Annotated in this window: 22 protein-coding genes; 12 read left to right on the top strand and 10 right to left on the bottom strand. The window is 56.3% G+C overall.

Features of this window, described 5'->3' with window-relative positions; all coding sequences use genetic code 11:
* Positions 1 to 67: 67 nt before the first annotated feature.
* From DRW39_RS15100 to alaS, 3 genes are read right to left on the bottom strand one after another with little or no spacing between them, the layout of a single operon-like run.
* Positions 68 to 364 (bottom strand): SCP2 sterol-binding domain-containing protein, encoded by a 297-nt coding sequence (locus tag DRW39_RS15100; RefSeq protein WP_116107891.1) that lies wholly within the window; start codon positions 362 to 364, stop codon positions 68 to 70.
* 60 nt (positions 365 to 424) lie between these two features.
* Entirely contained in the window at positions 425 to 1153 is a 729-nt protein-coding gene (locus tag DRW39_RS15095; protein ID WP_116107890.1) for a class I SAM-dependent methyltransferase, read from the bottom strand.
* Between the two features lie 36 nt (positions 1154 to 1189).
* The gene (gene alaS / locus DRW39_RS15090; protein WP_116107889.1) at positions 1190 to 3808 is read right to left on the bottom strand and encodes an alanine--tRNA ligase; all 2619 of its coding nucleotides are present in this window, start codon (positions 3806 to 3808) and stop codon (positions 1190 to 1192) included.
* Positions 3809 to 4067: 259 nt separating this feature from the next.
* Here alaS and DRW39_RS15085 point away from each other — a divergent pair, with 259 nt between their 5' ends.
* The 9 genes from DRW39_RS15085 to DRW39_RS15045 all read left to right on the top strand — a co-directional run bounded on the left by DRW39_RS15085 (position 4068) and on the right by DRW39_RS15045 (position 13061).
* Positions 4068 to 5105 (top strand): rod shape-determining protein, encoded by a 1038-nt coding sequence (locus tag DRW39_RS15085; protein ID WP_116107888.1) that lies wholly within the window; start codon positions 4068 to 4070, stop codon positions 5103 to 5105.
* Positions 5105 to 5923 carry a rod shape-determining protein MreC gene (gene mreC / locus DRW39_RS15080; protein ID WP_116107887.1) on the top strand — a complete coding sequence of 273 codons (819 nt, stop codon included), beginning with the start codon at positions 5105 to 5107 and terminating at the stop codon, positions 5921 to 5923. Before DRW39_RS15085 ends, mreC begins: the two co-directional genes overlap by 1 nt.
* Positions 5920 to 6444, top strand: a complete 525-nt coding sequence (locus DRW39_RS15075) for a hypothetical protein (protein WP_116107886.1) — start codon at positions 5920 to 5922, stop codon at positions 6442 to 6444. Before mreC ends, DRW39_RS15075 begins: the two co-directional genes overlap by 4 nt.
* Before the next feature lie 8 nt (positions 6445 to 6452).
* The gene (gene mrdA, locus DRW39_RS15070) at positions 6453 to 8333 is read left to right on the top strand and encodes a penicillin-binding protein 2 (protein WP_116107885.1); all 1881 of its coding nucleotides are present in this window, start codon (positions 6453 to 6455) and stop codon (positions 8331 to 8333) included.
* Between the two features lie 141 nt (positions 8334 to 8474).
* Positions 8475 to 8933, top strand: a complete 459-nt coding sequence (locus DRW39_RS15065) for a ferritin-like domain-containing protein (RefSeq protein WP_116107884.1) — start codon at positions 8475 to 8477, stop codon at positions 8931 to 8933.
* Between the two features lie 111 nt (positions 8934 to 9044).
* Positions 9045 to 9902, top strand: coding sequence for a formyltetrahydrofolate deformylase (purU, locus tag DRW39_RS15060; RefSeq protein WP_116107883.1), 858 nt, complete (start codon positions 9045 to 9047; stop codon positions 9900 to 9902).
* 1 nt (position 9903) lies between these two features.
* Positions 9904 to 10554, top strand: coding sequence for an ABC transporter ATP-binding protein (locus DRW39_RS15055; protein WP_116107882.1), 651 nt, complete (start codon positions 9904 to 9906; stop codon positions 10552 to 10554).
* 58 nt (positions 10555 to 10612) lie between these two features.
* The gene (locus DRW39_RS15050; protein ID WP_116107881.1) at positions 10613 to 12052 is read left to right on the top strand and encodes a DUF389 domain-containing protein; all 1440 of its coding nucleotides are present in this window, start codon (positions 10613 to 10615) and stop codon (positions 12050 to 12052) included.
* Between the two features lie 40 nt (positions 12053 to 12092).
* A complete protein-coding gene (locus DRW39_RS15045; RefSeq protein ID WP_116107880.1) occupies positions 12093 to 13061 on the top strand; it encodes a mechanosensitive ion channel family protein in 969 nt (322 codons plus the stop codon).
* A 29-nt stretch (positions 13062 to 13090) separates the two neighbouring features.
* On the opposite strand, the gene DRW39_RS15040 is transcribed toward DRW39_RS15045, so the two are convergent.
* The 6 genes from DRW39_RS15040 to DRW39_RS15015 form a co-directional block, all read right to left on the bottom strand.
* Positions 13091 to 13498, bottom strand: a complete 408-nt coding sequence (locus tag DRW39_RS15040) for an Hsp20/alpha crystallin family protein (protein WP_116107879.1) — start codon at positions 13496 to 13498, stop codon at positions 13091 to 13093.
* Positions 13499 to 13651: 153 nt separating this feature from the next.
* The gene (locus DRW39_RS15035) at positions 13652 to 14053 is read right to left on the bottom strand and encodes a LysM peptidoglycan-binding domain-containing protein (RefSeq protein ID WP_116107878.1); all 402 of its coding nucleotides are present in this window, start codon (positions 14051 to 14053) and stop codon (positions 13652 to 13654) included.
* Positions 14054 to 14092: 39 nt separating this feature from the next.
* Complete coding sequence (locus DRW39_RS15030) at positions 14093 to 15727, bottom strand: Ig-like domain-containing protein (RefSeq protein WP_157976143.1); 1635 nt, start codon at positions 15725 to 15727, stop codon at positions 14093 to 14095.
* Positions 15728 to 15785: 58 nt separating this feature from the next.
* A complete protein-coding gene (locus DRW39_RS15025; RefSeq protein WP_116107876.1) occupies positions 15786 to 16493 on the bottom strand; it encodes a CDP-alcohol phosphatidyltransferase family protein in 708 nt (235 codons plus the stop codon).
* A 27-nt stretch (positions 16494 to 16520) separates the two neighbouring features.
* Entirely contained in the window at positions 16521 to 17345 is an 825-nt protein-coding gene (locus DRW39_RS15020) for a hypothetical protein (RefSeq protein ID WP_157976142.1), read from the bottom strand.
* Between the two features lie 60 nt (positions 17346 to 17405).
* Positions 17406 to 17690 carry a hypothetical protein gene (locus DRW39_RS15015; protein WP_157976141.1) on the bottom strand — a complete coding sequence of 95 codons (285 nt, stop codon included), beginning with the start codon at positions 17688 to 17690 and terminating at the stop codon, positions 17406 to 17408.
* A 303-nt stretch (positions 17691 to 17993) separates the two neighbouring features.
* Here DRW39_RS15015 and DRW39_RS15010 point away from each other — a divergent pair, with 303 nt between their 5' ends.
* The 3 genes from DRW39_RS15010 to DRW39_RS15000 all read left to right on the top strand — a co-directional run bounded on the left by DRW39_RS15010 (position 17994) and on the right by DRW39_RS15000 (position 23207).
* Positions 17994 to 19205: an acetyl-CoA C-acyltransferase gene (locus DRW39_RS15010; protein WP_116107873.1), complete on the top strand. Its 1212-nt coding sequence runs from the start codon at positions 17994 to 17996 to the stop codon at positions 19203 to 19205.
* Positions 19202 to 21337 carry a 3-hydroxyacyl-CoA dehydrogenase NAD-binding domain-containing protein gene (locus DRW39_RS15005; protein WP_116107872.1) on the top strand — a complete coding sequence of 712 codons (2136 nt, stop codon included), beginning with the start codon at positions 19202 to 19204 and terminating at the stop codon, positions 21335 to 21337. Before DRW39_RS15010 ends, DRW39_RS15005 begins: the two co-directional genes overlap by 4 nt.
* 73 nt (positions 21338 to 21410) lie before the next feature.
* Entirely contained in the window at positions 21411 to 23207 is a 1797-nt protein-coding gene (locus DRW39_RS15000) for a sigma-54 interaction domain-containing protein (protein WP_116107871.1), read from the top strand.
* Here DRW39_RS15000 and DRW39_RS14995 read toward each other — a convergent pair.
* On the bottom strand, positions 23173 to 26484 hold the full coding sequence (locus DRW39_RS14995; protein WP_116107870.1) for a chemotaxis protein CheB: 3312 nt from the start codon (positions 26482 to 26484) through the stop codon (positions 23173 to 23175). The two genes, DRW39_RS15000 and DRW39_RS14995, sit on opposite strands and share 35 nt — an antisense overlap.
* Positions 26485 to 26509: the final 25 nt, after the last annotated feature.

The raw sequence follows: 26509 nt of genomic DNA, 5'->3' as shown, positions 1-26509 counted from the left end.
GAAACGCATAAACCGGCAAATTGCTTGACCGAACATGCCGCCCCACGCCGAATTGTCTGACCGGACGCTAAGACAGCAGACTCTGAAGTTTCATCGCCAGGCCCATATCGCCCTTGATCTTCACTTTTCCCGACATCATGGCCATCATGGGGTTCAGCTTTCCCGTGCGGAGTTGGTCGAGCACGTCAACGCTGGTGATCACTACAGTGTCCGCGTCTTTGTCTTCGTTCGTCACCTTAGCTTCGGCCTCGGTCATATCGATAAAAATAACGCCTTCGTCCAGCTGCAGCTTGATGCTTTTGCCGAGATTCGGCGCGTTGGCTGCGGCTTTCTTTACCCCGTCGTTGAATTCCTGAAAGGTCATGATCTTTTACTTTCCCGGCAAGGTAGGGCAAAACATAGAACTGGCGAATTTTCGCCTTTCCTAAGGAGTCGGATTGCGTAATCGGTACAGTATACTGGTGACATCGAAGGGGACCAACAATCGCCGGTTTGGCGCTATCCGCTGCCGCAAGCTCCCTACGATTGCCTCGTTCGTGCGCTCGGGACCATAGCGACGCTCCAGTGCAATGCGGCACCAATCTTCCGAGAGCAGGAGATAGGCGAAATCCACCGGTTCGATGCCAAGCAGTACTTCCGTATGCTTGCTTGCCTCGTGTCGTAGCTTGGAAGCAGCCGTCGTGGGCAAATGACAGTCGACGCGGTATTCGTTGGGCGGTACCTCATGCTTTTCCACCCCCAGCGCACGCAGATACGGCAGGGGATCGAAGATGAAGTCGTATACCAAAATTCGGGTACCGTCGCGCCCTACCCTATTGATTTCCTTTACGACGTCCTCCTTGTCCAGGTAGAATAACGACCCGCCCAGGGTAATTAGGTCTATGCACGATCGGGGGACCGGCCATCCCTTCTTACCGCAATGCATATACGTAATACCCGCCGTAGGGTTGGCGTGCCGTAGCATGGTTTGGCTCGAGTCAATCGCCGTGACCCTGCGGCAGTACGCGCGCAGTGCCCGTGCCGAGTGCCCGGTCCCGCAGCCTACGTCCAGTCCGTCACGGAAGCGCCGGTCTCCAAGGTGTAACTCCAAAGGCACGTCGTGCAATTCCGGCCGGTAGGCCGCGTAGCAGTTCGCCTTGAATTCGTCGTACATACGCTACGATCTGATCGCCGGCGGAGGGGCGCCGCCCTACCCGACCAGCTCCCTCGCTTTTTCCAGCACCGCGGGAATACCCCCCGGCTCCTTGCCCCCGGCCGTGGCGAAGAAGGGTTGGCCGCCGCCGCCGCCGCGGATGTGCTTCGCCAATTCGCGTACGATACTGCCGGCGTTGAACTTCTCCCCCGCGAGGCCCTTGCTGATGGCCAGGGTCAACAGTGCCTTCCCCTCGTTCTCACTGGCCAGCAGTACGAAGGCATTATCGTTTTCGCCCGTCAATTGAAAGGCCAGGTTCTTAATGGCGGCGGCATCGGTCAGGTCAACCTTCTGCGCGAGGAAATTCACACCGTCTACCAACTCGAAGGACTGCTCCAGGTCTCCCTTCAGGTTACCTGCCTGCTCGGCCTGCAGTTTATCGAGTTCCTTTTTCAGGCTGCGGTTTTCTTCCTGTAGCGAACGCACGCCGCCGGAAAGATCGGAGGCGCCTTTCAGTACGTCGCGCACTTCTTCCAAAGCGGCCAATCGACCGCTTACGTACTGCTCCGCCCGTAAGGCGGTAACCGCCTCGATACGGCGCACGCCGGCCGCCAGCGCGCTTTCGCTGGTAATCTTAAACAGACCGAGTTCCCCCGTCCGCTTCACGTGGGTTCCGCCGCAGAGCTCCGAGCTGTAGTCCGGGTCAAAGGTGATGATGCGCACCTTGTCTCCGTACTTTTCCCCGAACAGCATCATGGCTCCGCTATTGCGGGCTTCGGTAATGGGCACGTCGCGACGCTCCACCAAAGGGATATTCTCGCGGATGCGGGCGTTGACCATTCGTTCGATTTCCTGTAGCTGCTCGTCCGTCGGCTGCTCGAAGTGGCTGAAGTCAAACCGGAATTTTCCGGCCTGGACGTCCTGCCCCTTCTGTACGGCATGTTCACCCAGCACCCGGTGCAGGGCCGCGTGCAGCAAGTGCGCCGCCGTGTGATGGTTACTGATGGCTTGGCGGTCGTCGGCCGCCACTTCGGAGTACACATCCGCCTCCGGATCGGCCGGCAACTTATCCACGACGTGAACCGTGAGTTCGTTTTCTTTCTGGGTATCGACCACCCGGAGGGTCTCCTCCCCTACCCGGATCACGCCCCGGTCGCCCGCCTGTCCACCGCTTTCCCCGTAAAAGGGCGTGCGGTCGAGCACCAGTTGGTACTGCTCCTTATCCTTGACCTTGACGGTCCGGTACTTCGTCACCCGGGCGCCGGCGTCCGACAGCACGTCGTAGCCGATGAACTGGGAGGGTGCATCGCTCAGGACGGTCCAGTCGCCCACCTCTTTCGCCGCATCCTTACGGCTACGGGCCTTCTGTTGCTGGAGCGCACGGTTAAACCCCTCCTCATCCACATTAATCCCGCGCTCCGCCGCCATAATTCGCGTCAGGTCGATCGGGAAACCGAAGGTGTCGTAGAGCTCGAAAGCATCCTCGCCGCTGATGGTACCGGATTGGGTATCCAATCCGGCGAAACGCTGCAGGCCGTTCTCCAGGGTTTGGAGGAAGGATCGTTCTTCGGACTCGATGATGCGCGCGATCTGCTCCTGCTGTCGCTCCAACTCAGGGAAGGCGTGTCCCATTTCGCGCACCAGCACCGGCATCAACTTGTGCAGCATGGGTTGCTGCTGCCCGAGGAAGGAGTAGGCGTATCGCACCGCCCGCCGGAGAATACGCCGTACGACGTAGCCGGCTCCCCCGCTACCGGGTAGCTGCCCGTCGGCGATCGTGAAGGCGACCGCCCGGAGGTGGTCTGCGATGACTCGCATGGCCATATCCGCCTTGGCGTCCGTCGCGTAGCTCCCGCCGTAGCTTTTGCCGGTGAGTCGCTCGATCTCGCCAATAATGGGAGTGAAAATGTCCGTATCGTACGTCGCTTCCTTTCCCTGTAGCACCATGCACAGGCGCTCGAAGCCCATTCCGGTGTCGACGTGCCGCTCGGGCAGGTTGACCAGGCTGCCGTCGGCCTTGCGGTTAAACTGGATGAAGACGTTATTCCATATTTCCACCACGCCGCTTCCGTCCACGTTCACGAGTTGGTGGCCCGGCTGTTCTTTTCTTTTTGCGGCGGAGCGCAGGTCAACGTGAATTTCGGTACACGGACCGCAGGGTCCCGTCTCGCCCATTTCCCAGAAGTTGTCCTTCTTGTTACCGTAGAGAATGCGGTCGGCGGGCAGGACGCGTTCCCAGAATTTCCTGGCCTCGTCGTCGCGGGGAATGCCTTCGTCGGGCGCGCCCTCGAAGACGGTGGCGTAGAGCCTGTCCGGATCAATACCCAGTCGCTCGGTCAGTAGTTCCCAGCTCCAGGCGATGGCTTCCTCCTTGAAATAGTCGCCAAAGCTCCAGTTGCCCAGCATCTCGAACATCGTGTGGTGGGTACCGTCGCGCCCTACGTCGTCCAGGTCGTTGTGCTTCCCGCTGACGCGCATACACTTCTGGGTATCCGCCACGCGTCGCTTATCGGGTACCTTATCGCCGAGGAAGTAGTCCTTGAACTGGTTCATCCCGGCGTTGGTGAACAGCAGGGTCGGGTCGTTTTTATTCACGATCGGCGCGGAGGGAACGATCTTATGTTCCTTCTCACGGAAGAAGTCCAGGAATGCACGGCGGATTTCGGAAGCGGTCATGGCCGCAAAGGTATTACGCGCGGCCAGATTCGCCGGGGGAAGGCGTACAGGAAAAAATAGGCCGATTCTTATATCGCCACCGGCGGTGATGCAATGAAACGGAATCGCCGACCGTTGAGGAAAGTATACCTTAACGCATGACTTATTTCATCTTTGAAACAATCATGGAATTAGGTTCCAGGCTCACTACCTACTCCAACAGTATTTTACGACCTTTGCGAACTAAACTCTGACCCTCACCGGTCTGCAACTTAGGGGAATGCGATTTTTAAACTTTTTCAAGCAGGAGCTGGCCGTCGATTTAGGCACAGCCAATACACTCATCATGCAAAATGGAGAGGTCGTCATTGACGAGCCCTCCATCGTTGCTATCGACCGGAAGTCCGAGGAGACGATCGCGGTCGGTCGCCGAGCGATGCAGATGCACGAAAAGACCCACGAGAACATCCAGACGGTCAGGCCGCTCAAGGATGGCGTGATCGCGGATTTTCGGGCCGCCGAGCAGATGATCAAGGGGCTGATCGACATGATCGGGCGCCGCCGGGCCTTTTTCTCCCACTTGAAGATGGTCATTTGTATTCCCAGTGGCATCACCGAAGTAGAAAAGCGAGCCGTATTCGAAAGCGCCGCGCGGGTAGACGCCAAGGAAACCTATCTGATCTACGAACCGATGGCGGCCGCCCTCGGTATCGGCCTCGACGTGGAAGAGCCCGTCGGTAACATGATCATCGATATAGGGGGAGGTACTACGGAGATCGCCGTCATCGCCCTCTCGGGTATCGTGAGCGACCAGTCTATCCGCATTGCCGGCGACGAGTTGACCGACAACATCGTCAACTACATGCGCAAGACCCACAACATCCTGATCGGGGAGCGCACGGCCGAACAAATTAAGATCCACGTCGGGAGCGCCCTGCCCGAACTCGACGATCCCCCGGCCGACTTCAGCGTCAACGGACGTGACCTTCTTAACGGCATTCCCCGCCAGATTACGGTCACCTACCAGGAGATTGCCGGTGCACTGGACGAAGCCGTCACCCAGATCGAGGACGCCGTCATCCGTGCCCTCGAAACCATTCCGCCCGAGCTGGCCAGTGATATATACAGTACCGGTCTTTACCTCACCGGTGGCGGTGCGCTGCTGCGCGGTCTCGACCGGCGGCTTAGCAAGAAAACGCAGTTGCCCGTTCACGTTGCCGAAGATCCCCTTCTGGCCGTAGTAAAGGGCACCAGCAAGGCGCTCTCCGATACGCGTCGGTATAAGTCCATCCTCGTACCGGCAAGCAGCGTGAGTTAATGGGAAGACTGCTGCGCATACTCCTGACCAGTAGCGGCTTTTTCACCTTTGCCGTCTTACAACTGGTATGTCTGTATCTGATCGTCCACCACAACGATACGCAGCGGAAGATCTGGGCGGAAACGAAGTTCGTTTACGGTTCCTACCTCACCAAACAGGTGTCCGATCGCCTGGCTTTTCTGGATGTCGCTCGCGAGAACGAAATTCTGCGTCGGGAGAACGCCGCCCTGCTGAGCCGTATTCCCGGCTCCGGCTACAACACGGCGGTGGACACCAGCACGGTAGTCGATTCGGTGATGCAGCAGCGATTCACCTACCTGGCCAGCCGGGTCGTCAGTAAATCTCCCTACGGACCTTACAATACCCTGGTCATCGACCGCGGCGCCAATCTCGGCGTAGAACGCGGTCAGGGAGTCATCGCGGACGGTGGTCTGCTCGGCATCGTCAGCGAAGTAACGCCCCGCCACGCCCGGGTGATCAGCCTGCTGCACCTGGACACCCGGGTGAGTGCCGGCCTCGACAACAACGCCTTCGGAACCCTGCGCTGGGACGGGCATGACCCCCAGCGAGTGACGGTAACGGATATGCCCGACTACGTACCGGTGGCGCCGAACGATACCATCTTTACTACGGGTTATTCGAACGTTTTCCCGACGGGTCTACCGATCGGTACCGTCGAGAGTAGCGAGCCGCTGCCCGGCACCGGCAGCCAAAATCTCACCGTACTTCTTCTTAACGATCCCCTTTTAGCGGCTACGGGCTACGTGGTTCGTGACCTCTTCAAGGAGGAACTCGAGCGATTGAATCAGGTAAAATGAGCAGCTCGGCCCTGGTAAACAGCAGCTTACGCTTCGTACTGCTCCTGCTCGTCCAGGTGTTTATCTTCAATCAGGTAGCCTGGGGCTGGGGAGGGCGCGATCTCCTTTTCATCTTCGTGTATCCTATTTTCGTGGCCCTGCTTCCGCTGCGTATGCCGCGACCGGCCGTGATCTTCCTCGGATTCCTGCTGGGACTATCCGTCGACTTCTTCAGTGAAACCCTCGGCCTGCACGCCGGGGCCCTGACGCTTACGGCCTATTTACGGCCCTTCGTCCTCCAGCTGATCCAGCCCCGCGACGGGTACAATATTAAGGTCAGTCCGACCATTAATGATATGAGCGCCGGGTGGATGTTTCGCTACCTGGGGCTACTGTTGTTGGCCCACTTACTGATGTTTTTTTTACTGCAGACTTTTTCCATCTATTTCTTTACTGATATCGTTCTTAAAACCGTACTTTCTCTGCCGGCAAGTCTCGTCGTCAGTTTCGCCATCATCCTGATCTTCAACCCAAAAGCTTAGTTCCCGGAATGCCTAAAGATACCCTGGACGTACGCACCGTCAGTATTCGCGCGATCATGATCGCGGTACTGCTGCTGCTGCTGGGTAAGGCCTTTCACCTGCAGGTGGTTAGCGATACCTGGCGGACGCGGGCCGACCGCGTCGGCAACAGCCAGATCGACCAGTACCCCGCCCGCGGACTCATGCTCGACCGCAACGGCAAACTCCTGACGATCAACGAGCCGATTTACCAGATCGAACTGACGTACAATCAATTTGCCGCCGAGGCGGAATCCTTTGATACGACGCGCTTCTGTCAACTGCTGGGTATCACCCGCGATTATTTCGAGGAGGCCATCCCCGATAAATGGGGCGGTAAGTTCAGCCCCTCCAAACCTTTCACCTTCCTGGCAAACGTTTCGCCGAAGGTCTACGCTACCTTTCAGGAGAACCTGTTCCAGTTTCCGGGATTTTCCGCCACGCTTCGATCCTCGCGCAACTACCCCCACCAGGTAGCCGCTCACCTCCTCGGATATATGGGTGAGGTCAGCCAGGCGACGATCGATGCCGGGGAAGGCCGCTACAGTGGTGGGGACTACCACGGCATTTCGGGGCTGGAGTACCAATACGAATCGGCTTTACGGGGAGATAAAGGACGGCGATACGTCTACCGTGACCGGCTCGGACGTGAGGCGGGAGAAGTCCTGGATGGTGCCCTCAACGTCAATGCGACCGTCGGCACGGACCTGGTCACTACCCTCGACCTGGACCTCCAGGCTTACGGAGAAGAATTAATGGTCAATAAGATCGGCAGCATCGTGGCGCTGGAACCGTCTACCGGGGAGGTCCTGAGTATGATTTCGGCCCCGACTTACGATCCGCGTTCGCTACGGATCGGGCGCGATCGTGGCCGCTCCTTCGTCGAGCTACAACAGGATACGCTCCAACCGCTGCTCAATCGGGCAATCAATGGCAAGTATCCTCCGGGAAGCCCTTTCAAAACACTGGTGGCGCTCATCGCCATGGAAACCGGAACGCTGGAGCCCGATCGGGGGATACAGTGCTACGGTGGATTCACGAGCGGCGGGAGAGTACTGCTCGGATGCCACAACCACCCCTATTGCCGATCGGTGGAGGATGCTATCGCCCAGAGTTGCAATGCGTATTTCGTCACCGCCTGGCTGGAAAACATCAATCGGTACGGTAGCCTGACGCCCGAACAAGGCCTCGACGAGTTCAACGAATATCTGTACCAGTTCGGCTTGGGTGAAAAACTAGGGATCGACTTTCCCGGGGAAATCGCGGGTAATGTACCTACCTCCGAATACTACACCAACCGCTTCGCCGAGGATCAATTCTGGCGGGCGATCTGGATCCGTTCGCTGGCCATCGGACAGGGCGAGTACGAGCTGACCGCCCTGCAAACCGCCAACATGGCCGCCGCCATCGCGAACCGCGGCCACTGGTACACCCCCCATCTGGTACGCGAGGTACAGGAAGGTAACCAGGGTTCGGTGCGCGCCATCGAACCCGAACGACACGACATCGATATCCGTCGCGAATACTTTGAAACCGTCGTGCGGGGTATGCGCAAGACCGTCACCGAAGGCACGGCGCGGGTGGCCGACGTGCCCGGCATCGAGATTTGCGGTAAAACGGGAACGATTCAGAATACCTACGGTGACCACTCCAGCTTCGTGGCCTTCGCCCCGGCGGACGACCCCAAAATTGCCATCATGGTCTACGTGGAAAACGGGGGCTTCGGGGGCTCCGTTGCCGCTCCCATTGCCAGCCTGATGATCGAGAAATATCTCCACGGAGAGATCGCCGACAACCGCAAATGGGTCGAGAAGCGCATGCTGGAAAAGGACATGACCCAGCGCGGCGAAAGTACGATCCGCGTCAAGTAGCACTACAAATTTTCGTCGGAGACCGAACGTCTGCTGTATGACTTACGTTATATAGATGTAAATCACGTGACTACGGGGTTTTACATATATCTTATTTTATCATACGTAGGAGACGTTTCTCCTCACCAAAAATTTTTAGTTATGGATACCGTCAGCAATGAACAGACCAAAGGCCTCAATAAACTGATCACCACCCTGTACGACGGGGAGAATGGTTACAAGGAAGCCGCCGAAGAAGTAGACAGTGTGTCACTCGCTACCAAGTTTCGCGAGATGAGCCAGCAGCGCTACAATTTCGGTCATGAGATTAAGCCCTTCATCACCCAATTGGGCGGTAAGGTAGACAAGGGAGGCAGCACCGGCGCAGCCCTGCACCGTGCCTGGATCGACATTAAATCTGCCTTAGCCACCCAGGACGAAGCCGCCGTGCTTCAGGAGTGTATCCGTGGTGACGAAGACGCCGTCGAAACCTACCGGAAAGTCCTTAACAATACCAGCTACAGCAGCGATGCCCGCCAGGTCATTACCCGCCAGTTAGAAACACTGGAGCGTAATGTTGCCGAGCTGAAGCAGCTGAAGCAGACCTACAAGAATGTATAAGGGTAACCACCCTTTCATTTAGCGTAAGCCCCCTTTGCCGATGGCAAAGGGGGCTTCGTTGTTTATAGGCTTGAGCTTTCCGCATTATCTTGTCGCGCTAACCAGCCCCACGTGACGGATACCGCTATACTTCTTATTCATTGTTCCGACCAGCCCGGACTGGTCGCTCAGGTTACGGAATTCGTACATCGCAACCGGGGCAACATCATCAACCTCGATCAACACGTCGACCGGAACATCGGCCAGTTTTTCATGCGTATAGAGTGGGAGCTGGATGATTTCCTGATACCCCGCGAAAAGATCAACGATTACTTCGAAACACTGATCGGCAAAGCTTACGGGATGCAGTGGCAGTTGCACTTTAGCCGGCGCAAACCCAAAATGGCCATCTTCGTCAGTAAGGCAAGTCACTGTTTATACGACCTGCTTCAACGACATGGCACCGGTGAATTCGACTGCGACATCACTGCCATCGTGAGTAATCACCGCAGCCTGGAAGAAGTCGCCGGCCGCTTCGGCATCCCCTTTCATTACGTACCCATTACCAAGAATAATAAAGCGGAGCAGGAAGATGCCACGAATCGCATCCTGACTGAGTCGGAAACGGACCTGATCGTCCTGGCCAGGTACATGCAGATCCTTTCGGATGACTTTTGCCGGAAGTGGTCGCACCGGATCATTAATATTCACCATTCTTTTCTTCCCGCCTTTAAGGGCGCGCGCCCCTACCAGCGGGCCTTCGAAAGAGGAGTCAAATTGATTGGTGCAACGAGCCATTACGTAACCGCCGATCTGGACGAAGGTCCCATCATCGCGCAGTCCGTCGAACCGGTCACCCATCATCACACGATTGAAGACCTTAAGCGGATCGGCAAAGACGTGGAGAAGCGGGTGCTCAGCCAGGCCGTTTATCTTCATTTGCGTCACTTGATCCTGCCCTTTGGCAATCGTACGATAATTTTCAACTGATATGCTGGAGGCAACCAATATCCGTAAAAGCTACGGCGACCTGGACGTACTCCGGGGTGTCGATCTGAGTATTCGCGCCGCGGAAGTGGTCAGTATTGTCGGTAAAAGCGGGGCCGGGAAGAGTACCCTATTGCACATTCTGGGCACCCTCGACCGACCGGACACCGGGCAGTTGACCATCAAAGGGGAAGACGTATTCGGAATGCGCGACGCTCGCTTGGCGGCCTTCCGCAACGAACGGATTGGGTTCGTTTTTCAGTTTCACCACCTGCTGCCGGAGTTCACCGCCCTGGAAAATGTATGTATCCCCGCGTACATCGGCAACCGAGACCAGCAGCTCGCCGAGCAGCGTGGCCGGGAACTACTGTCCTACCTGGGGCTGAAAAACCGCTCCGACCACAAACCGCGACAACTCAGCGGCGGGGAACAACAGCGCGTGGCCGTAGCCCGGGCACTCATGAACGAGCCGGCCATAGTCTTCGCTGATGAACCGAGCGGCAATCTGGACTCCGCCAATTCACGCGAGCTACACGATCTCCTGTTCCGCCTGCGCGACGACTTCGCGCAAAGCTTCGTCATTGTCACCCACAACGAGGAGCTGGCCAGCATGAGTGATCGCCGCTTAGAAATGATCGACGGAATCCTCGTATAGAACCCTAAGTTATCGACGACCAAAGCGGCTAATCGAGAACCGCTCCCACCCCAAAGCAATGGAATCCACCAAGCCGTCAAATAAGGATACGCACGAGCAGGTCACCCCCGGGGAGGGCGGTATCGGGCAGTGGTTCCGGGAATTTCTGGACGTGCGTGAAGGAAGCGACCGGGAATCGGCCGTTGCTTCGATTACGAGTGGCAACCTCATGCGCGGCAGCAACGCCTGGATGCTGGTTTGCTCCATCATGATCGCCAGCCTGGGCCTTAATCTCAATTCCGGCGCGGTCATCATCGGCGCCATGTTGATCTCCCCCCTGATGAACCCGATCCTAGGAATCGGTCTGGGCGTAGGCACGAACGACCGGAATATGCTGATCAATGCCCTGAAGAATTTCGGGGTAGCCGTAATGATCGCCTTGATCACCAGCTTTGTTTATTTCCTCTTTACGCCGCTTGATATCTTCACGCCGGAGATGCGATCGCGGACGGAGCCTACCGTTCTGGACGGTCTCATCGCGGTGTTTGGCGGACTGGCGGGTATCATTTCCGTCACCCGACTTGATAAAACCAATGCGATTCCGGGCGTAGCGATCGCCACGGCCTTGATGCCCCCGCTCTGCGTGTCCGGATACGGTTTGACCGTCGCCATTGAAACGGGCGGCGACTTCACCATCTTTTGGCGATCGTTCTACCTGTTTTTCCTCAACTCGTTCTTTATTGCCGCCACGGCCTACCTGATTATTCGGTTGCTGCGGTTTCCCTTCCGGAAGTACATGAACCGTCGGGAAACCAGGCGCAGCCAGTACGTTATAGCCACGATCAGTTTCCTGATGATCATTCCGGGTTATTTCATCCTGGCGGACGTTCTGGACCGGCAACGGGTCGACCGCTCCGTCGATAAGTTCACCGAACGGTATTTCCCGATGAGTGCCAGTTCGTCCATCTTCGACCGGCGAAACCCCAACGAACCTAAGCTCATTTTCCCGCTGATCGACCGGCCCATCCCGACCGACAGTTTGCAGATATACAGTGAGATCCTGCAGTCGCCTCCTTACGACGTATTCGGTGCCCGGGTGATCGTGGATACCAGCTTCAGTCCCTCCGAAATAGCCGGCATCAAAGGGGAACTGGCCACGCTGGATGACATCAACAACCGCATCCAAAACCTGGAAGAATCCGAGATCAACCGGACACGGCAGCAACAGGAGGTAATCGCGGATCTACGTGGATACCGTATGGACTCCATCGATTTTCTCGACCTCAGCCAGCAATTGATGGTGTTGTTTCCGCAGGTGAATGGCGTGCGCCTCGCTCAGGCTCAAAGCGTGGACCGATTCGGTCCGGATGATGAAGCGCCCTACACGGAGCGGATACCCCTGGTTAGTGTGCGCGGCAGTGCCTCCCGGCTCAGTATTAGCGATCTCAACCGGATGAATGAATTCATCCGACTTCAACTCAAGTTAGATACCCTCATTATTATACGAGAGGCCGAATAGCGACCGGCAAACAAGACATGGGAATGCTGGTTTCACCCCTATGGGTGACGAAGTACGCGATCTCGGTTCCATATTTACGGAAGCCTGGAACCATTTTTTAGAGGCGATTCCGGGAATCATCCTGGCGCTAATCATAATCCTGGTCGGACTTTTCCTGGCCAGAATCATCGCCCGGTTCTTCGGCAGCCGAATTCTCTCCAAAATGGATGACCCGCTGATGGGTCGATTCCTCGTCACTACCCTTAAGGTGCTCATCATTATCGGGGCCATCCTACTAGGCTTACGCGCGGCCGGGCTTGGTGGTATTGCCACCGCGCTCTTCAGCGCTCTCGGGGCCAGCGCCGTCATATTAGGTTTCGCATTCCGGGACATCGGAGAAAATTTCATCTCCGGCATCATTCTGGCCTTCAATCGCCCCTTCAATATAAATGACACCATCGCCGTGGTCGACCACTTCGGCAAGGTCAAAAGCTTGCAGTTTCGCTATACCCACATTAAGACCTTCGACGGGAAGGATGTCTACATCCCTAACTCCGACGTACTAACTCAGCCCGTCCAGAACTTCACGTCTGATGGATACATTCGTTATGATTTCACCGTCGGGATTGCCTACGAAGACGATATACAGGGGGCAAAGGATGTAATCCAGACGGTTCTCGATACGCACTATCGTATTACCCGCGATGCGGAGCACGAGAGCTTCGTGGCGGAGGATGAGCTAGCCGCCAGTACGATCAACCTTAAGGTGTACTTCTGGCTCGACACGAAAGACTTCCGGGCGGGTGCGCTGCAGGTGCGGGGGGAGGTCATTCGCGACATCAAGAACGCCATCGATGCCAACGATTACAACCTCCCGGCAGACATCACCGAAATCAAGCTGTACGGCAGCGAACGCGATATTCCCATTCGCGTGGAGTTCGACGATACGCCCAATTCCGAAGCGGAAAACCTGCCCCCCGAAGAACGGCAGAATAAGAAAAGCCGTTCCCGCGGGCGCGAGAACGGCTGATTCTGATGCGGTAGCTTAGCTACCGGTAATTACCCAACGGCAATCTGACGAACCGGCTTGGTAGCCTCCTCCCGCTTCGGCAGGACGAGGCGCAGGATACCATCGGTATAGGTGGCCTCGATGGCTTCGTCATTAATCACTTCGTTGTTCAGGCGAAACTTGCGGGTAAAATCGCGCAGTTCGAATTCATTACGCAAGTACTCGGGGCGAGTTTCATCGCCGTTTTTCTCAGTGGTGTAGGAAACCTCCAAGACGCCCTCAAAAAAATCAACGTTAAAAAGCTCCTTCTGGCGGCCCGGAGCCAGCATTTCCAGCTCGAACTGCTTATCCCGCTCGATGATATTTACGGCCGGCCGGCGCGTTTGCGTGGCCTGGGTCAGCGCGTCATCGAAGAAGCGGAAAGAAGAAGGGAAGCGGTTATACTTGATCATTTTCATGGTGGTAAACTGATTTAATTGGTTTACCGCCTCAATTTCAATTCTCGTGCCAGATCAAAAGACCGAAACGAAAATGACTAAATGTCAGTACATTTTTCTTTTCGCATGACTTTTTGACATCATGCGATTTCCACCCTCCGAATCCGGAAAATACTATGCGACCGGTCCGCGACCCTTTGGAAAAGGTATAGTCAGGACCTGATCCGGATAGATCTTGTTGGCATCTTCCAATATATCGGTGTTCGCCTGAAAGATATGCTTGTATGCCAGGGGATCTCCGTAATAATCCTTGGCGATCTTACTTAGGCTGTCCCCCCGTTTGACCGTATACTTATCGTAATAGGCGGTATTGGCTACGGTAATGTCGGCTTCAATATCCGATGGATTTTCACCGCCAATCCGCTTGATTTCGTCCCACAACAGATCCTTTTGCCGTTGGGTATCCACTTTAGCGCCCATGCGGAGTTTACCGGCCTCTTCCTTTACGAAGGCGTTTTTTGCGTTGAGCTCCTCGGTCATATTGAGGACGCTGCTATATTTTTCCTGTAAGGTCATCGTGGTAAGCTTGGTGCTCTGTCGCAACGGCGGCCTACCCTAGTTGTTCTCGAGGTCAATCAGTTTTTCCACCTCCCAGTTTGCCCGCAATGCCTCCACCTCAAAGCGCTGTATCGACTCGGGCTGGGTTCCGAACCGCAGGTCACCGGAATCGAAACGTTGGTTGTTATTGCTATCGTAGATGAGTTCTACCAGGTACGTCCCGGGAGGCAGGCTTTCATATTCGGCTACGTAATCGAAGCGTTCCTGAATGTACCTGCGCGTGCCGACGATCACCTCTCCGCTCTCGTCGATCAGACGAAGGATATAGCTCACCGTAGGGTTGATGTTTTGCATGGTCACCGTAAGGCTTCCGAAAGCTTCCAGCGATGCTACGTTCAATGACCGCGTAATGGAGTCCGTATTGGCGGCGCCGTACCAATCCGTGACCGCGCCGGGTAACAATTCCAAATAGTAAGGAGAAGCCTCCGACCATCCCGCCCGGATGCGTAATTCGGCGGGGTAAAGCGTGTCGATCGTGTAGTTGAAGGCAACCGGCTCCGGTAAAGTATCCCGATATAAGCGCATCCGCGAGGTATCCACCGAGGTCAGTGGCCGGTTGAATACGAGCCGGATTCCCTCCCCCGGATTAACCTTTCCGGAGGTTCGATCCACGGTAGTCAGCGGCAATACGGGAGCATCGCCGACTTCGCCGCTGATGTACACCGTATCCGAGTAGAGGCTATCGCGGCCCAGGAGAATCGTGTCGGGCGCCGGCTCGCGGTAGAACAGCCGGATTGTATCCCCGAAGTCGTTGCGCAGGTATTCCCGCCCCGAACTCAGGTCGACTTTGACCGCCGCCTGGTTCATGCCAAGCTTGATGAGGCCGTACTGCCCGGTAACGACTTCGGTGGCCAGGGCGGGAATAGGAATGGGGGAAACGCGCAGCTCGTCAATCGTATTATCACCTTCGGTGACCACCAGGATGCTGTCGCGAAAGCCCACCGCCAGGGGAGGAAAAACCCCGTCGTAGTCGGGGTAATAGCTGGTGGATCCTGGATTGCGCTGCAGGGCGACCACCCGGTACCGGCCCGGGCGGATATTACCGATGGTGTAGGATCCGTCCTCACCGGATATCGCGAAATAGGTTGGATTTTCGGTATAGACGGCCGTATCCGACAGATTATCGAAGAGGGTAACGGTAATGTCTTCCAGCGGCTCACCGGTAAACTCATCGACCACCTGCCCACTGACGGAGGCGGTATCGAGAATGGGTCCGGTGGCAAAAACGAAGCGGAGGTTTTCCGTGGGGTTTCCTTCGTTCAGGTCCTTGATGGCCGAGCCGATATTAACCACGTAGGTCACGCTATCGCGCAGGGGAACATCCTCGAGCGAGATTTCGAGGGTCCGCCGGCGTAGTTGGGGTCGGTGGTCGGCGTCAAGCTCCAACGGAGGACTGATAATGATTTCCTGCTGGAAGTCCAGCTCCACCCACTCATCGAAAGTGAGTTCGATCCGTTCGGGTCGGAAGTTGGTCTGGAAGTTCGGAGTTGATTCTTCGGGTATCAACACCGGACCGAGAGAGTCGATGTCTCCGCCCCGCGGGGGAGTTGGCGTCGCGCACCGCTGCAGCCCAAAAAAGGACGAAGCGAACATAACGACGACGAAGAGCAGCAACGAACAGGTACGAAACAAGGATCGGAAGCTTTTGGGAGAGCTAGAAGGACACTTCAGCACGCTCGAAGGTTGGCGGTCATTCTACCTGCGCTCCGTCGCCCGAATAGGTATCGACGGCAGCCAGTACGGCATAATAGCCGGAAGCCACCAGGCACACGCCACGCCACAACGGACTGGGTTCGGGGTAATACCATACGTTCATCACCGCCGATACGATAAAGGCGACCGTTGCCACCAGGGTCAGGATCCACCAGCGCCCTCCGCGCGAGGGATAGGCGAACAGAACGGGGAGAAAATGCATCAGGGCGAAGGCAAGCACCAACCCGATCATCGCCCACCCCGGCAACCAGGGGACGACAAACACCAGGACGTAGACCACCATATTCCACAGGGCGGGGAAACCGACAAAATGCTGACCCGAAGCGCTGACCATCCCTTCCTTTCCGTAGTAAAGGGCGGCGGAGAGAAGCATGGCAAAGCAGCAGAGCAAGCGAGGCCAGTACGCCAGGTCAATGGCCTCGTAGAACAGATAAGCGGGTAAGATGGCGTAGGAGAAAAAGTCGATGACATAGTCGATCGTCTTGCCGCTTACCCGGGGCAGCACCTCCCCTACCCTCGCCATCCGGGCGAATGTGCCGTCAACTCCGTCGATCACTAGCGACACCAAGATATAGCCCATGGCCAGCCGGTAATCGCCATCCGCAACCGCGAGTAGACCCATGAAGGCCGCGAGCAGTCCCGTAGCGGTAAACACGTGAACGGACCAGGCGGCAAATTTTTGCATACGAAGGCGAAGTGGCTGAAGGATGGCTCAAGATAGGCTTTTAGCCGCCTTCCGCCGCTGGCGGGCCGCTTTGCGCTCGGCCTTGGCCGCCTTCTTTTCCGCCTTACGCTTCTCCTTTTCCGTCATCTGATAACCAACGATATGGAGGTCGCTTTTCTCCCGCAGTACGATCGCGGCCGCCACCGAAGTCACCAGCGGGCCCAGTATCGTACCGACCAGCGGAATCTTCAGCAATAGAAACAGCGGCAACCCGAGCCCCATGCAAATACCGATGTAGTTTTCTCGCAGGTGCCGGATACTTTGCTGGATCGTCAGTTCGAATTGCTCGTTGTAGTTGTCCGCAATAGCGTATCCGAGGATGGTCGACTGGACGCCCAGGGCGAAGATGCCTTCCAACGAATCGGGGAGTACCCCGTCGCCGATGCCGATCAAGATCTCCTGCAGGATCACCGCCATGAAGGAGACCTGAATCATGCGGACCTGCGCGTTTAGGAAGGGTTTGAATTTATGGGCTTCCTCGACCTCTTTATCCAGGATCACCCGCAGCGTCTGCCGCATAAAGTGGTAGATGACCACTTCGAGCAGGACGAGAACTACCCAGTTGAGTACGCCGTCGGATAGGCTTTCGTAGGCTTCGGTCAGCCACTGCCACAGCAGCGATTCACTACCGATGGCCATTGCCGTAAGCGGCTGGTCGGCGTGCTCCTGCAACCATTCGAACACCTCACCGACCATAACCAGGCCCACCAGGACGCCTACGATAACCAGGCCGCGCGCGACCCACCCGTACTGGCGCAGACCCTCCCACAGCCGGTGGTTAATCATGAACCGCCAGGCGCGGGGGAACGTCATGAGCGTATAGAAGAACTCATGAATTCCGTAACGTAAACGCGTCAACCGACTGTCGTCCATTTAGCTGCCGCTTGTGTTCTGACAACGCTCGAGCGCCTCGAGCAGGCGCTCGTTTTCCGCCTGCAGGCTTTGCAGTTCGCTGATATCTACGGCCTCGGTTTCCCCGTTGGCGGGTTCGTCGTAGCGTTCTTCTACCACTTCGCGGTCTTCCATGCCCAGCCACCCCTTCACGTTGGCTACGGGATCCTCGCCATTATACAGGGAGGCAGCCACGTAAATTACGGGTAAGGCAAACAACATAAATAGTAGAAACCGGCTAAATACGGTCAATCTGGTTCTTGGCATGGCTTACTAATTTGTATCAAGATAAGGGCGGCGAGCGCAGGTACAAAGTTAACTCTACCAATGGCGGCTCTGTCAGGACGAGTATCTAACACCCCGGCACCGGATTGCCCATTCCCCGGTCGGATCTCCTTTCGTGGAGCCATAATAGAACGACCCTCCCGGGAATTGGTTAGGCCTTCCTCCCGGCCGGTCTGGCGCACACTCCGCATCACTCATTGTTACCTCAGCCGAAAAAGGTGGGGCATGCACCAATCATTTGTCCCTCGGATGCCTTGTATATTGTCCCACTAATAACCATAGCCCTTGCCGACCGAAGCCTTCATCTACGACGCACTCCGCAGTCCGCGCGGTCGAGCCGCGTTTCCCGCCGATCTTTACGAAGTTAAGCCCATTGAACTCCTAGCCCAGTGCCTGCGCGCCTTTCAGCGGCGTAGCGGACGGGACGACCTGCCGGCTGAAATCGACGACCTGGTCATCGGCTGCAACACGCCGGCCGGCGACCAGGGCTACAACATCGCCCGGGCGGCCTTGCTGTACGCCGGTTGGGGGCAGGCCCGGGGCGGACTCCAGATCAACCGCTTCAACACCAGCGGACTGGAAGCCATCAATCTCGCCGCGGCCCGTATCACGGCCGGTTACGGGGAAACGATCATCGCCGGGGGGCTGGAAGTCATGTCGCGGGTACCCACCTATCTCAATAGCGGCCCGATGATGAACGACCCGGCTACGGTCATCAACAGCCACTATATCCCCCAGGGGGTGGCGGCCGACCTGGTAGCCAGCACGCACGGGTTGCAGCGGGAAGACCTGGATCGTTACGCGCTGAACAGTCACGCGAAGGCAGTGGCGGCCCGGGAGGCGGGCCACTTCGATGCCAGCCTGGAAGCGATCACGGACCAAAGCGGCCTGCCGATCCTCGCGGAGGACACGATCCCGGACGATAGCCTGGACATGGAAACCCTGGCCACCTACGGATCGCGCTTCTCGGAAATGGGGCTGGCCGGCTTCGATGAAATGGCGCTGCATCGATTCCCCCTCGTCGATCACGTCGATCACCGGCACACGAAGGGCAACACCAGCCCACCGGCCGACGGCTGCGCGCTGTGCCTACTCGGCAACCGGGCCGCCGGCGAACGACTTGGCTTTAAGGCCCGCGCCCGTATCCGTGCGGTCGCCATGTCCGCCGTGGATGCGACGCTACTGACCGGTGGGGTGAATGCTTTCAACTTGGTGCTCGAGCAGGCCAAACTGACCCAGAAGGATATCGACCTGTTCGAGTTCAACGAGTCCTTCGCGGCCCCCGCGATCCGCTTTCGCCAGCGGCTGGACATCGACGAGGACAAGATCAACGTCCTGGGAGGAAGTATCGCCCTCGGTGAGCCGCTCGGTGCCGTGGGCGGCATGATGCTGTGCCAGATTCTAGACGAGTTGGAACGCCGCGACCTTACCATCGGCAGCCTCACCATTGACGCCGGAGCCGGGCTGGCCGTTTCCACTATTATCGAAAGACTATGATCCACTACCGCAAGGATACCGACAACATAGCCACGGTCATTCTCGACATGTCGGGCCGATCGGGCAACCTGCTCAACCACGAGATCGTGGCGGCTTTCGCGCCCGTGATCGAGCACCTGAAAGAAGAGAAACAGGCCGGCAAACTCAACGGCGTCATCATAACCAGTGCCAAGCAGGACTTTCTCGAAAGCGGCGACCTCGACTACCTCTACCGTCTTGAGGATCCGGCCCGGGCTTTTGAGGCATCCCAGCAGCTAAAGCAGTTCCTGCGGGATCTCGAGGTTCCCGGCGTTCCCGTTGCCGCGGCCATCAATGGCGATGCGTTGGGAACGGGTTTCGAACTGACGTTGGCGTGCCACTACCGGATCGCGATCGCTGATTCCAAAATGCGCCTCGGGCACCCCGAGGTAAAGATTGGCTTGATTCCCAGCGGCGGGGCGGTCATTCGCCTGATGTGGCTGCTCGGGATCGAACGGGCCTATCCCCTACTGCTGGAAGGGCGGCGGTACAGTCCGCAAGAAGCGCTAAAGGTCGGCCTGGTCGACGAACTTGCGGAAGACAGGTCGGACATGCTGTCCAAGGCAAAGAAATGGTTGTTGGAGCACCACGACGTTCGGCGCACCTGGGACGATCCCGACGGCAAAATCCCCGGAGGAACAGCTGCCGACCCGAATTTAGGCCACCGAATCCGTCTGCTTACCGCCCGTTTATCGGCCAAAACAAACGACCTCTATCCTGCCAAGAGAGCCATTATCGACTTGTTGGCCGAAGGCAGCAAACTCGATTTCACCACCGCCTACCGGCTCGACAGCCGCTACTACGCCCGGGTAGCTACCGACCCGGTGACGAAGAATATGATCTCCACCTACTGGTTCGACAAACAGGCCGTGCGTGGGGGTGTCGGCCGGCCTAAAGGGTTTGGTAAATTCCGTGCGCGCAGGGTCGGGGTGATCGGGGCCGGCATGATGGGTTCCGGCATCGCCTTCCTGTGTCTGCGGAATGGGTTCGATGTTATTTTGAAAGACGTGAGTCAGCCGATTGCCGACCGCGGCAAGGAATACGTCGCGGATAAAATAGATGAGTACATCGAGCGGGGAACCTTCCAGCCGGAAGAACGGGAGAAGCTGCTCGACCGGATCACCACCACGAATAACAGCGATCTGTTCGATAACTGTGACATCGTCGTGGAAGCCGTATTCGAAAACAAATCGGTAAAGACCAAGGTGACCCGGGAGGCGGAGGAGCATCTTGACGAATATTCCATTTTCGGCACCAATACGCTTTCCATCCCCATCACGGAACTGGCGAAAGAAACCCTGCGCCCCGAGAACTACGTCGGCCTCCACTTCTTCTCGCCCGCCGAGAAAACGTCGGTCGTCGAAGTGGTCAAGGGTGAACAGACCAGTGATGAAACCGTGGCCCGGGCTTTCGACTTTGCTATCTCCATCCGTAAGCTGCCGATCGTAGTGAAAGACAGCTGGGGATTCTTCGCCGCCCGCGTGCTGAACACCTATATCCTGGAAGGGGTCACTATGCTTAACGAAGGCTATCCCGCTGCACTGATCGAGAATATGGGTCGCCAGGCCGGCATGAAATCCGGCCCGCTGGCGATGGCCGACGATCTGGGCTTAAAGCTCGTAATGCGCTACGAGCAACAAGCGGCCGATCACTACGGTAAGCGGTACAAACAGCACCCCGCCGTACCGGCCCTCATCAAAGTTAAGGACGACCTCGAGCGAAGTGGCAAGAGTAAGCGGGCGGGTTTTTACAACTACGAGCTCAACGGCAACAGCCGGCTTTGGTCGGATCTGGAGAAGCATTTCCCCGTGACGAAAGATGACTACGACCGGCGGCGCATGAAGCATCGTTTCCTATTCGCGCAAGTGATTGAAGCCGGCTGGTGTCTGCAGGAAGGCGTGATCGAGCATATCGAGGCGGCCAACCTGGCCAGCGTATACGGATGGGGCTTTCCGGGCTACACGGGCGGTGTAATGCGCTACATCTACAGCTACGGGCACGAGAATTTTCTCGACCGTTGTGCAGAACTGAAGGAGCGGTACGGCCAACGGTTCACGGTGCCACGCTACGTGAAAGAATTAGATATGGACAGCCTGACGCCAAAACGCTTATGATATATCCAAATTTTTAGCTCTATAGCCCAAAAATAGACGGGATTTCGTAAATTTGGTAGCTCACCCTCTACTGATGATATCGACCTCTCTTGAGTTAGGTAAAATTTTGGAAACCGTTCCCCTTCCAGGTTTCATTGCCCTGCAGAACGGTAACATCGTCTACGCTAACCGCTCCATGCTTGCCGTCGCCGGACAGCCGGATATGGTGGAGATGGACCGTACGGTATTTGGTCTGGGCATCTTTCACAATCCGGCGGAGTACCGCGGCTTCTTGCAAAGCTTTAAGCACGGTGGCAGCACCCGACGCCTGGTTCTTCCCGTTGGCCGCTTAGCTAATGCCCGTAAACCTCTGGTGCTGTTTGCGACGCGGGTCAAGTACGAGGATCAACAAGCGCTGTGCGGCATCGTCAGCCGTACACGCGTCGACGAGGAACTGATCCGAGACAAAGAGGACGACGAATCGGATGTCATTATAGATAAGATCGATTGCTACGCCATGCGGACCGATGCATCCGGAAAGGCAATCTTTATCAACTTGCCTCTACTGGTAGAGTTAGGACTGGACCGATCGCAACCACTCCCTCATCTCACCGAAATCGATGCGGAGCAGAACGCGCTGGACATCGGTAATCATCTGAGGACGGCAATGGCCCGAGGATCGGCCAGCTACCAGACCTCGTTTCAGCGGAAGAACAATACCCTGGTTCCGGTGAAGGTCACCATTAAGCCTATCCGTAAGATCCAGTACAGGGATCAGTTCATGATCACGGCGTATAATCTGACCCAACGCATATCGGAGGAACGCCAGCGGGAGTCGCTGGAGATCGAGCTGGAGAAAATCACCACGCAACTCGAACGCCGAAGTGTCCTGGTGAACGAGAAGTTCAGTGGCCAGCAATCGTACAAAATCGTCAGCCAAAGCCCGCATTACGCGAAGGTCCTGCAGCAGATCAATCAAGTAGCCACTACGGATAGTACGGTTCTTATTACGGGCGAAACGGGAACCGGCAAGGAGCTGATCGCGCGGGCCATTCACGCGCGCAGTATTCGTGCCGCCCGGCCGCTCGTCATCCTGAACTGCGGCGCTCTGCCGGCGGATCTGATCGAAAGCGAGTTGTTCGGCTATCGAAAAGGTGCCTTTACGGGTGCCCGGGGCGACCATCTCGGTCGATTCGAACTCGCCGACGAGGGGACGCTTTTTCTGGATGAGATCGGCGAGATGCCTATGTTGTTGCAGACTCGACTGCTGCGGGTGCTGCAGGATGGTGAGTTCACTCCGTTGGGCGCGAAGGAGAGTATCCAGACGGACGTGCGCATCATCGCGGCAACCAACCGCAATCTGCGCGAACGGGTGACAGAGGGGACGTTCCGATCCGACCTATACTTTCGTCTGAACGTGTTCCCTATCCATAGTCCCGCCCTGCGGGAAAGGCCGGAGGACATATCCGCTCTGGTAGAACACTTCATCGAAAAGCACAGTCCTCCGGGTGGCCGTAGGTTTAGTGTACGCCCCGAAGATATAGCGCGCCTACGCCGATATCCCTTCGAGGGGAACGTTCGGGAACTGGAAAATATCATACAACGGTCGCTGATCGTCAGTGACGGTGAGTTCCTGGAAATATCACTGGACCGAGCGGTGCCACGAAACAACGATGGGACCTCAAATAAGGAAGCCCTTACGGAACAGAATGTCCTGACCTTTGAGGAAATGCAGCGGCGGCATATCCGGTCCGTTTTGGAATTGACGGAGGGAAAAGTGAGTGGTAAGAACGGGGCGGCGGAACTTTTGGGACTTAATCCACAAACGCTATTCAGCAAAATGCGCAAACTGGAAATTAACCGGCAGTCTGATCGGGACCGTTCATATTAACCGTTTCGAAACTGATAAAGGCCAATTTACCGTCCATGTAAACCGGGCGGTAGAGCACCGTTCTCGCCTGATTGTCGTCGGTGAGTTCCTCCAGGGTAAAGTCAATACGCTCGACCAGGCTTCCGCCCCGAATTTTCTTGACTGCCTTACGGTATTTCTCCAAGCCCCCAGGGCTTACGAAGTCGGATATGCGCTTATTCACGTAGTGGTCGCGTTCGTGTATGTGCCCGCGCATGTGATTGACGTTGATCATACGCTCATCCATGTCCAACAGTCCCGCATCCTGCTGCAACACCGTCAATGCCTGAGCATACTGTGCAATAATGGCGGTCGATTCTTGTCTCTCTTCCTCCACGGTCGTGAAGTCATGAATAATGACCATGACCTGACTGATTTCCGTGCGCTGGTCGGTGACGTCAATCGTATCGGCAATAGGAATGACTTCCAACTTCGTGTAGACGGTTCCTTCGACCTCTGAAGTCAGTGATATGTCCAAATTCGTCACCACATGCTCGTCGAAGCTGGCGCGCAGACACTCGTTGAAGCGGACCTTCTCTTGGTCCGTTCCGATGAGGTCGGTAAAGTATTTACCAATCAGTTCCTTTGCCTGCTGGCCGGCCAGCGGACGGTTGATCTCCTCGATGCGGCTGTTTTCGCGCATGATGGCGATCGTTTCCTCCGTATTATCAAAGATGGCCTCGTACTTATTGGCCATATCGGTCAGTCGACGGCGGGTACGAACCAGATCATTGATGTCGACGAAGGTGATTACGATGCCTTCCACTTCGTCCTGTTCGGTCAGATAGGGCAGCATGCGAAGAAGGAAAAAGTTACCCTTTTTGTCCTGTATTTCCTGATCGTGGCGGATGTTGGTCTTCAGGACGTTGCGACTCAGCGACTCGAGATCCAAATCTTCGAACGGACTGGAGAAGGAGGTGAGCGGGCGCCCCAGGTCGGAATTGTGCAGATCGAATTGCTGCCCCACTCCCGGGGTAAAGCGCCGAATGCGGAGTTGATTATCGACGAAGATCGTACTGATCTGGGTACTCTTCAGTAGGTTGCTTACATCGTTGTTGATGTTATTCAGCTCTTCATTTTTCCGTTGGAACTCGTTGTTTACGGTGTACAACTCCTCATTGACGGATTGCAGCTCTTCGTTGGTGCTCTGCATTTCCTCGTTAGAGGCCAGGAGCTCCCGGTTGCTGGATTGCAATTCTTCATTGGTGGCCTCCAGCTCATTGTAGAGCTTCTGACCGCGCTGTTCGCTGGACATCAACTCTGCTTCCAGCTTACGGATCTTCTCCTTTAGCCGGCGGTCGACGGAATACACCTCTTCACCGTCGGATCTTCCGGCGTCGTGATCTTCATCGACTGGAAAGAACTCAAGCATGGCTACGGGCTGCTCTTCCTGGGCAAACTCGGTGAGACTGAAGCGCACCCGGACGAAGCGTGCTTCCGCACCGGTGTCGGCCACGTTGATCCGCTCGAAAATACCCGAATTCCCGGTTCGGAGTACACGGTCTACGCCGGAGGTTAACAGGCTTTCCGCCTCTTCGCTGACCATCGTATGTAACGACAGCATCGCATTGAACCGGGGTAAGCGCAGCATGCCGTTAAAGTCTCCGTTCAGATACAGTATATCGTACTGCTTATTTACAAAGAGAGTAGCAGGCGCGTATCGTTCCGAAAGGTACCGGGCATAATAATCCATAGTCGCTAGAGGTACGGTAGTCTTTTTGTTTTCCAGATCCAAGGAGCCGCCGTTGTCAGCCCCCGTAAGGTCCGGAGTTATAACAGCTATTCCACTGCCGGGGCGCGAAGATAAATTTTCAATGGCTGGTGTTACAAATTTTCCGGTTGAGTTCTTGCCGCCCATCCGCTTCCGGTACAGCTTCCACCTTCTGTCAATGGTTGTAAAGGCCGACTGCAAACCCCCAAGACTTTCACTCGGTCCGAGCATCAGGCAGGCGGACGGATTTAAACTAAAGTGAAAATTGGAAAGGATCCGCTGCTGGGCCTCCCCGTTGATGTAGATGAGAAAGTTCCGACAAGACAGAAAATCGATGCGAATAAATGGAGGGTCATCGAGCAGATTCTGCACGGCGAACAGAATGTTCTCCTTCAGTTCCGGACGCACCCGGTAGCCGGGCGGCTCGGCTATAAAGTACCTTTGCAGGTAGGGTAAGGGGACATCACCCGCTATGGAATCGTCATAAACACCGGTGGCCGCGGTAATAATGGATTTTCGGTCTACGTCCGAACCAAAGATCTTATAGGTATAGTCGAGGTTATTCGAATCCAGATAGTCTTGCATCAAAATAGCGATGCTATAGGCCTCCTCACCGGTGGAACAGGCAGGAACCCAAATGCGGACTTCCCGATCCTGAACCTGGCTGAACAACATCGGAATGACTTCTTCCCGGATAAGGGTAAAGGCGTCCTGATCTCGAAAAAAGCGGGTAACGCCGATCAGGAAACTCTGCCTGAGGATTTGCAATTCCTCCTCGTCGTCCATGGCGAAGTGAACGTACTTCTCCAGGTCGGAGAACTGCCGGATCAGCATTCTTTTTTCAATACGCCGCATGATGGTAGCCGACCGATAGCGATTGAAATCAATTCGCGCGGAGAGCTGAATCCTTGTCAGGAGATTGGTGATCAGGTCACTCTGCGTGATTGGCTCAAGCCGCTCTTTTACTTCGTTCAGGGTAGAATTACTACGCAGAATCATGGCTAGCCGCGTGGCCAACTCCGCCGGAGGAAGGACCACATCCGCCAATCCCTGACGCAGAGCCGCCTTGGGCATACCGTCGAACTGGGCTGAATCCGGATGCTGAACCATCACTAAACCGCCCCGTGATTTGATTTCCTTGAGGCCCCGGCTGCCATCGGTGCCCATTCCGGACAAGATTATAGCAATGGCCTCCTCCTCTCTCGACTTAGCCAAGCTGAAAAAAAAGTCGTCGATAGGCAGGTAAAGGGCATCGGCCTTTGCCGCTCGTGGAGTAGTGCGTATAGTAAGTTGCTCGACCTCAACGTCGACCTCAGGCATCTTAACGTATACGGTATTTGCCTCGGGTACGGTCAGGCTATCCAGCGACTCTACGTTCAATCGAGTGGCCCGTTGAAGAATGGCGGTCATGGAACTCGCGTGGTCCATGGAAAGATGTTGGACCACTACGAAGGCTACGCCTAAGCCCGTTGGTAATTCGGAGAAGAAGGACTCCAATGCTTGCAACCCACCGGCGGAGGCTCCTATTCCAATAATTCTCACTGCCATAAGGAGTCAGAATTTACGTGTTGTA

Source organism: Lewinella sp. IMCC34191 (genome assembly GCF_003390935.1).
GTDB lineage: Bacteria > Bacteroidota > Bacteroidia > Chitinophagales > Saprospiraceae > Neolewinella.
Note: the sequence above shows the minus strand (reverse complement) of the source record. Positions and strands in the feature narration are given on the sequence as shown.

Excerpts from the sequence above, each read along its gene's own strand:
- DRW39_RS14995 (WP_116107870.1), bottom strand. The coding sequence starts at position 26,484 with ATGGCAGTGAGAATTATTGGAATAGGAGCCTCCGCCGGTGGGTTGCAA.
- DRW39_RS15050 (WP_116107881.1), top strand. The coding sequence starts at position 10,613 with ATGGAATCCACCAAGCCGTCAAATAAGGATACGCACGAGCAGGTCACC.
- DRW39_RS15065 (WP_116107884.1), top strand. The coding sequence starts at position 8,475 with ATGGATACCGTCAGCAATGAACAGACCAAAGGCCTCAATAAACTGATC.
- DRW39_RS15025 (WP_116107876.1), bottom strand. The coding sequence starts at position 16,493 with ATGCAAAAATTTGCCGCCTGGTCCGTTCACGTGTTTACCGCTACGGGA.
- mreC (WP_116107887.1), top strand. The coding sequence starts at position 5,105 with ATGGGAAGACTGCTGCGCATACTCCTGACCAGTAGCGGCTTTTTCACC.
- DRW39_RS15015 (WP_157976141.1), bottom strand. The coding sequence starts at position 17,690 with ATGCCAAGAACCAGATTGACCGTATTTAGCCGGTTTCTACTATTTATG.
- DRW39_RS15055 (WP_116107882.1), top strand. The coding sequence starts at position 9,904 with ATGCTGGAGGCAACCAATATCCGTAAAAGCTACGGCGACCTGGACGTA.
- DRW39_RS15075 (WP_116107886.1), top strand. The coding sequence starts at position 5,920 with ATGAGCAGCTCGGCCCTGGTAAACAGCAGCTTACGCTTCGTACTGCTC.
- DRW39_RS15020 (WP_157976142.1), bottom strand. The coding sequence starts at position 17,345 with ATGACGTTCCCCCGCGCCTGGCGGTTCATGATTAACCACCGGCTGTGG.
- DRW39_RS15045 (WP_116107880.1), top strand. The coding sequence starts at position 12,093 with ATGGGTGACGAAGTACGCGATCTCGGTTCCATATTTACGGAAGCCTGG.
- DRW39_RS15100 (WP_116107891.1), bottom strand. The coding sequence starts at position 364 with ATGACCTTTCAGGAATTCAACGACGGGGTAAAGAAAGCCGCAGCCAAC.
- DRW39_RS15095 (WP_116107890.1), bottom strand. The coding sequence starts at position 1,153 with ATGTACGACGAATTCAAGGCGAACTGCTACGCGGCCTACCGGCCGGAA.
- DRW39_RS15000 (WP_116107871.1), top strand. The coding sequence starts at position 21,411 with ATGATATCGACCTCTCTTGAGTTAGGTAAAATTTTGGAAACCGTTCCC.
- DRW39_RS15005 (WP_116107872.1), top strand. The coding sequence starts at position 19,202 with ATGATCCACTACCGCAAGGATACCGACAACATAGCCACGGTCATTCTC.
- DRW39_RS15040 (WP_116107879.1), bottom strand. The coding sequence starts at position 13,498 with ATGAAAATGATCAAGTATAACCGCTTCCCTTCTTCTTTCCGCTTCTTC.
- alaS (WP_116107889.1), bottom strand. The coding sequence starts at position 3,808 with ATGACCGCTTCCGAAATCCGCCGTGCATTCCTGGACTTCTTCCGTGAG.
- mrdA (WP_116107885.1), top strand. The coding sequence starts at position 6,453 with ATGCCTAAAGATACCCTGGACGTACGCACCGTCAGTATTCGCGCGATC.
- DRW39_RS15035 (WP_116107878.1), bottom strand. The coding sequence starts at position 14,053 with ATGACCTTACAGGAAAAATATAGCAGCGTCCTCAATATGACCGAGGAG.
- DRW39_RS15085 (WP_116107888.1), top strand. The coding sequence starts at position 4,068 with ATGCGATTTTTAAACTTTTTCAAGCAGGAGCTGGCCGTCGATTTAGGC.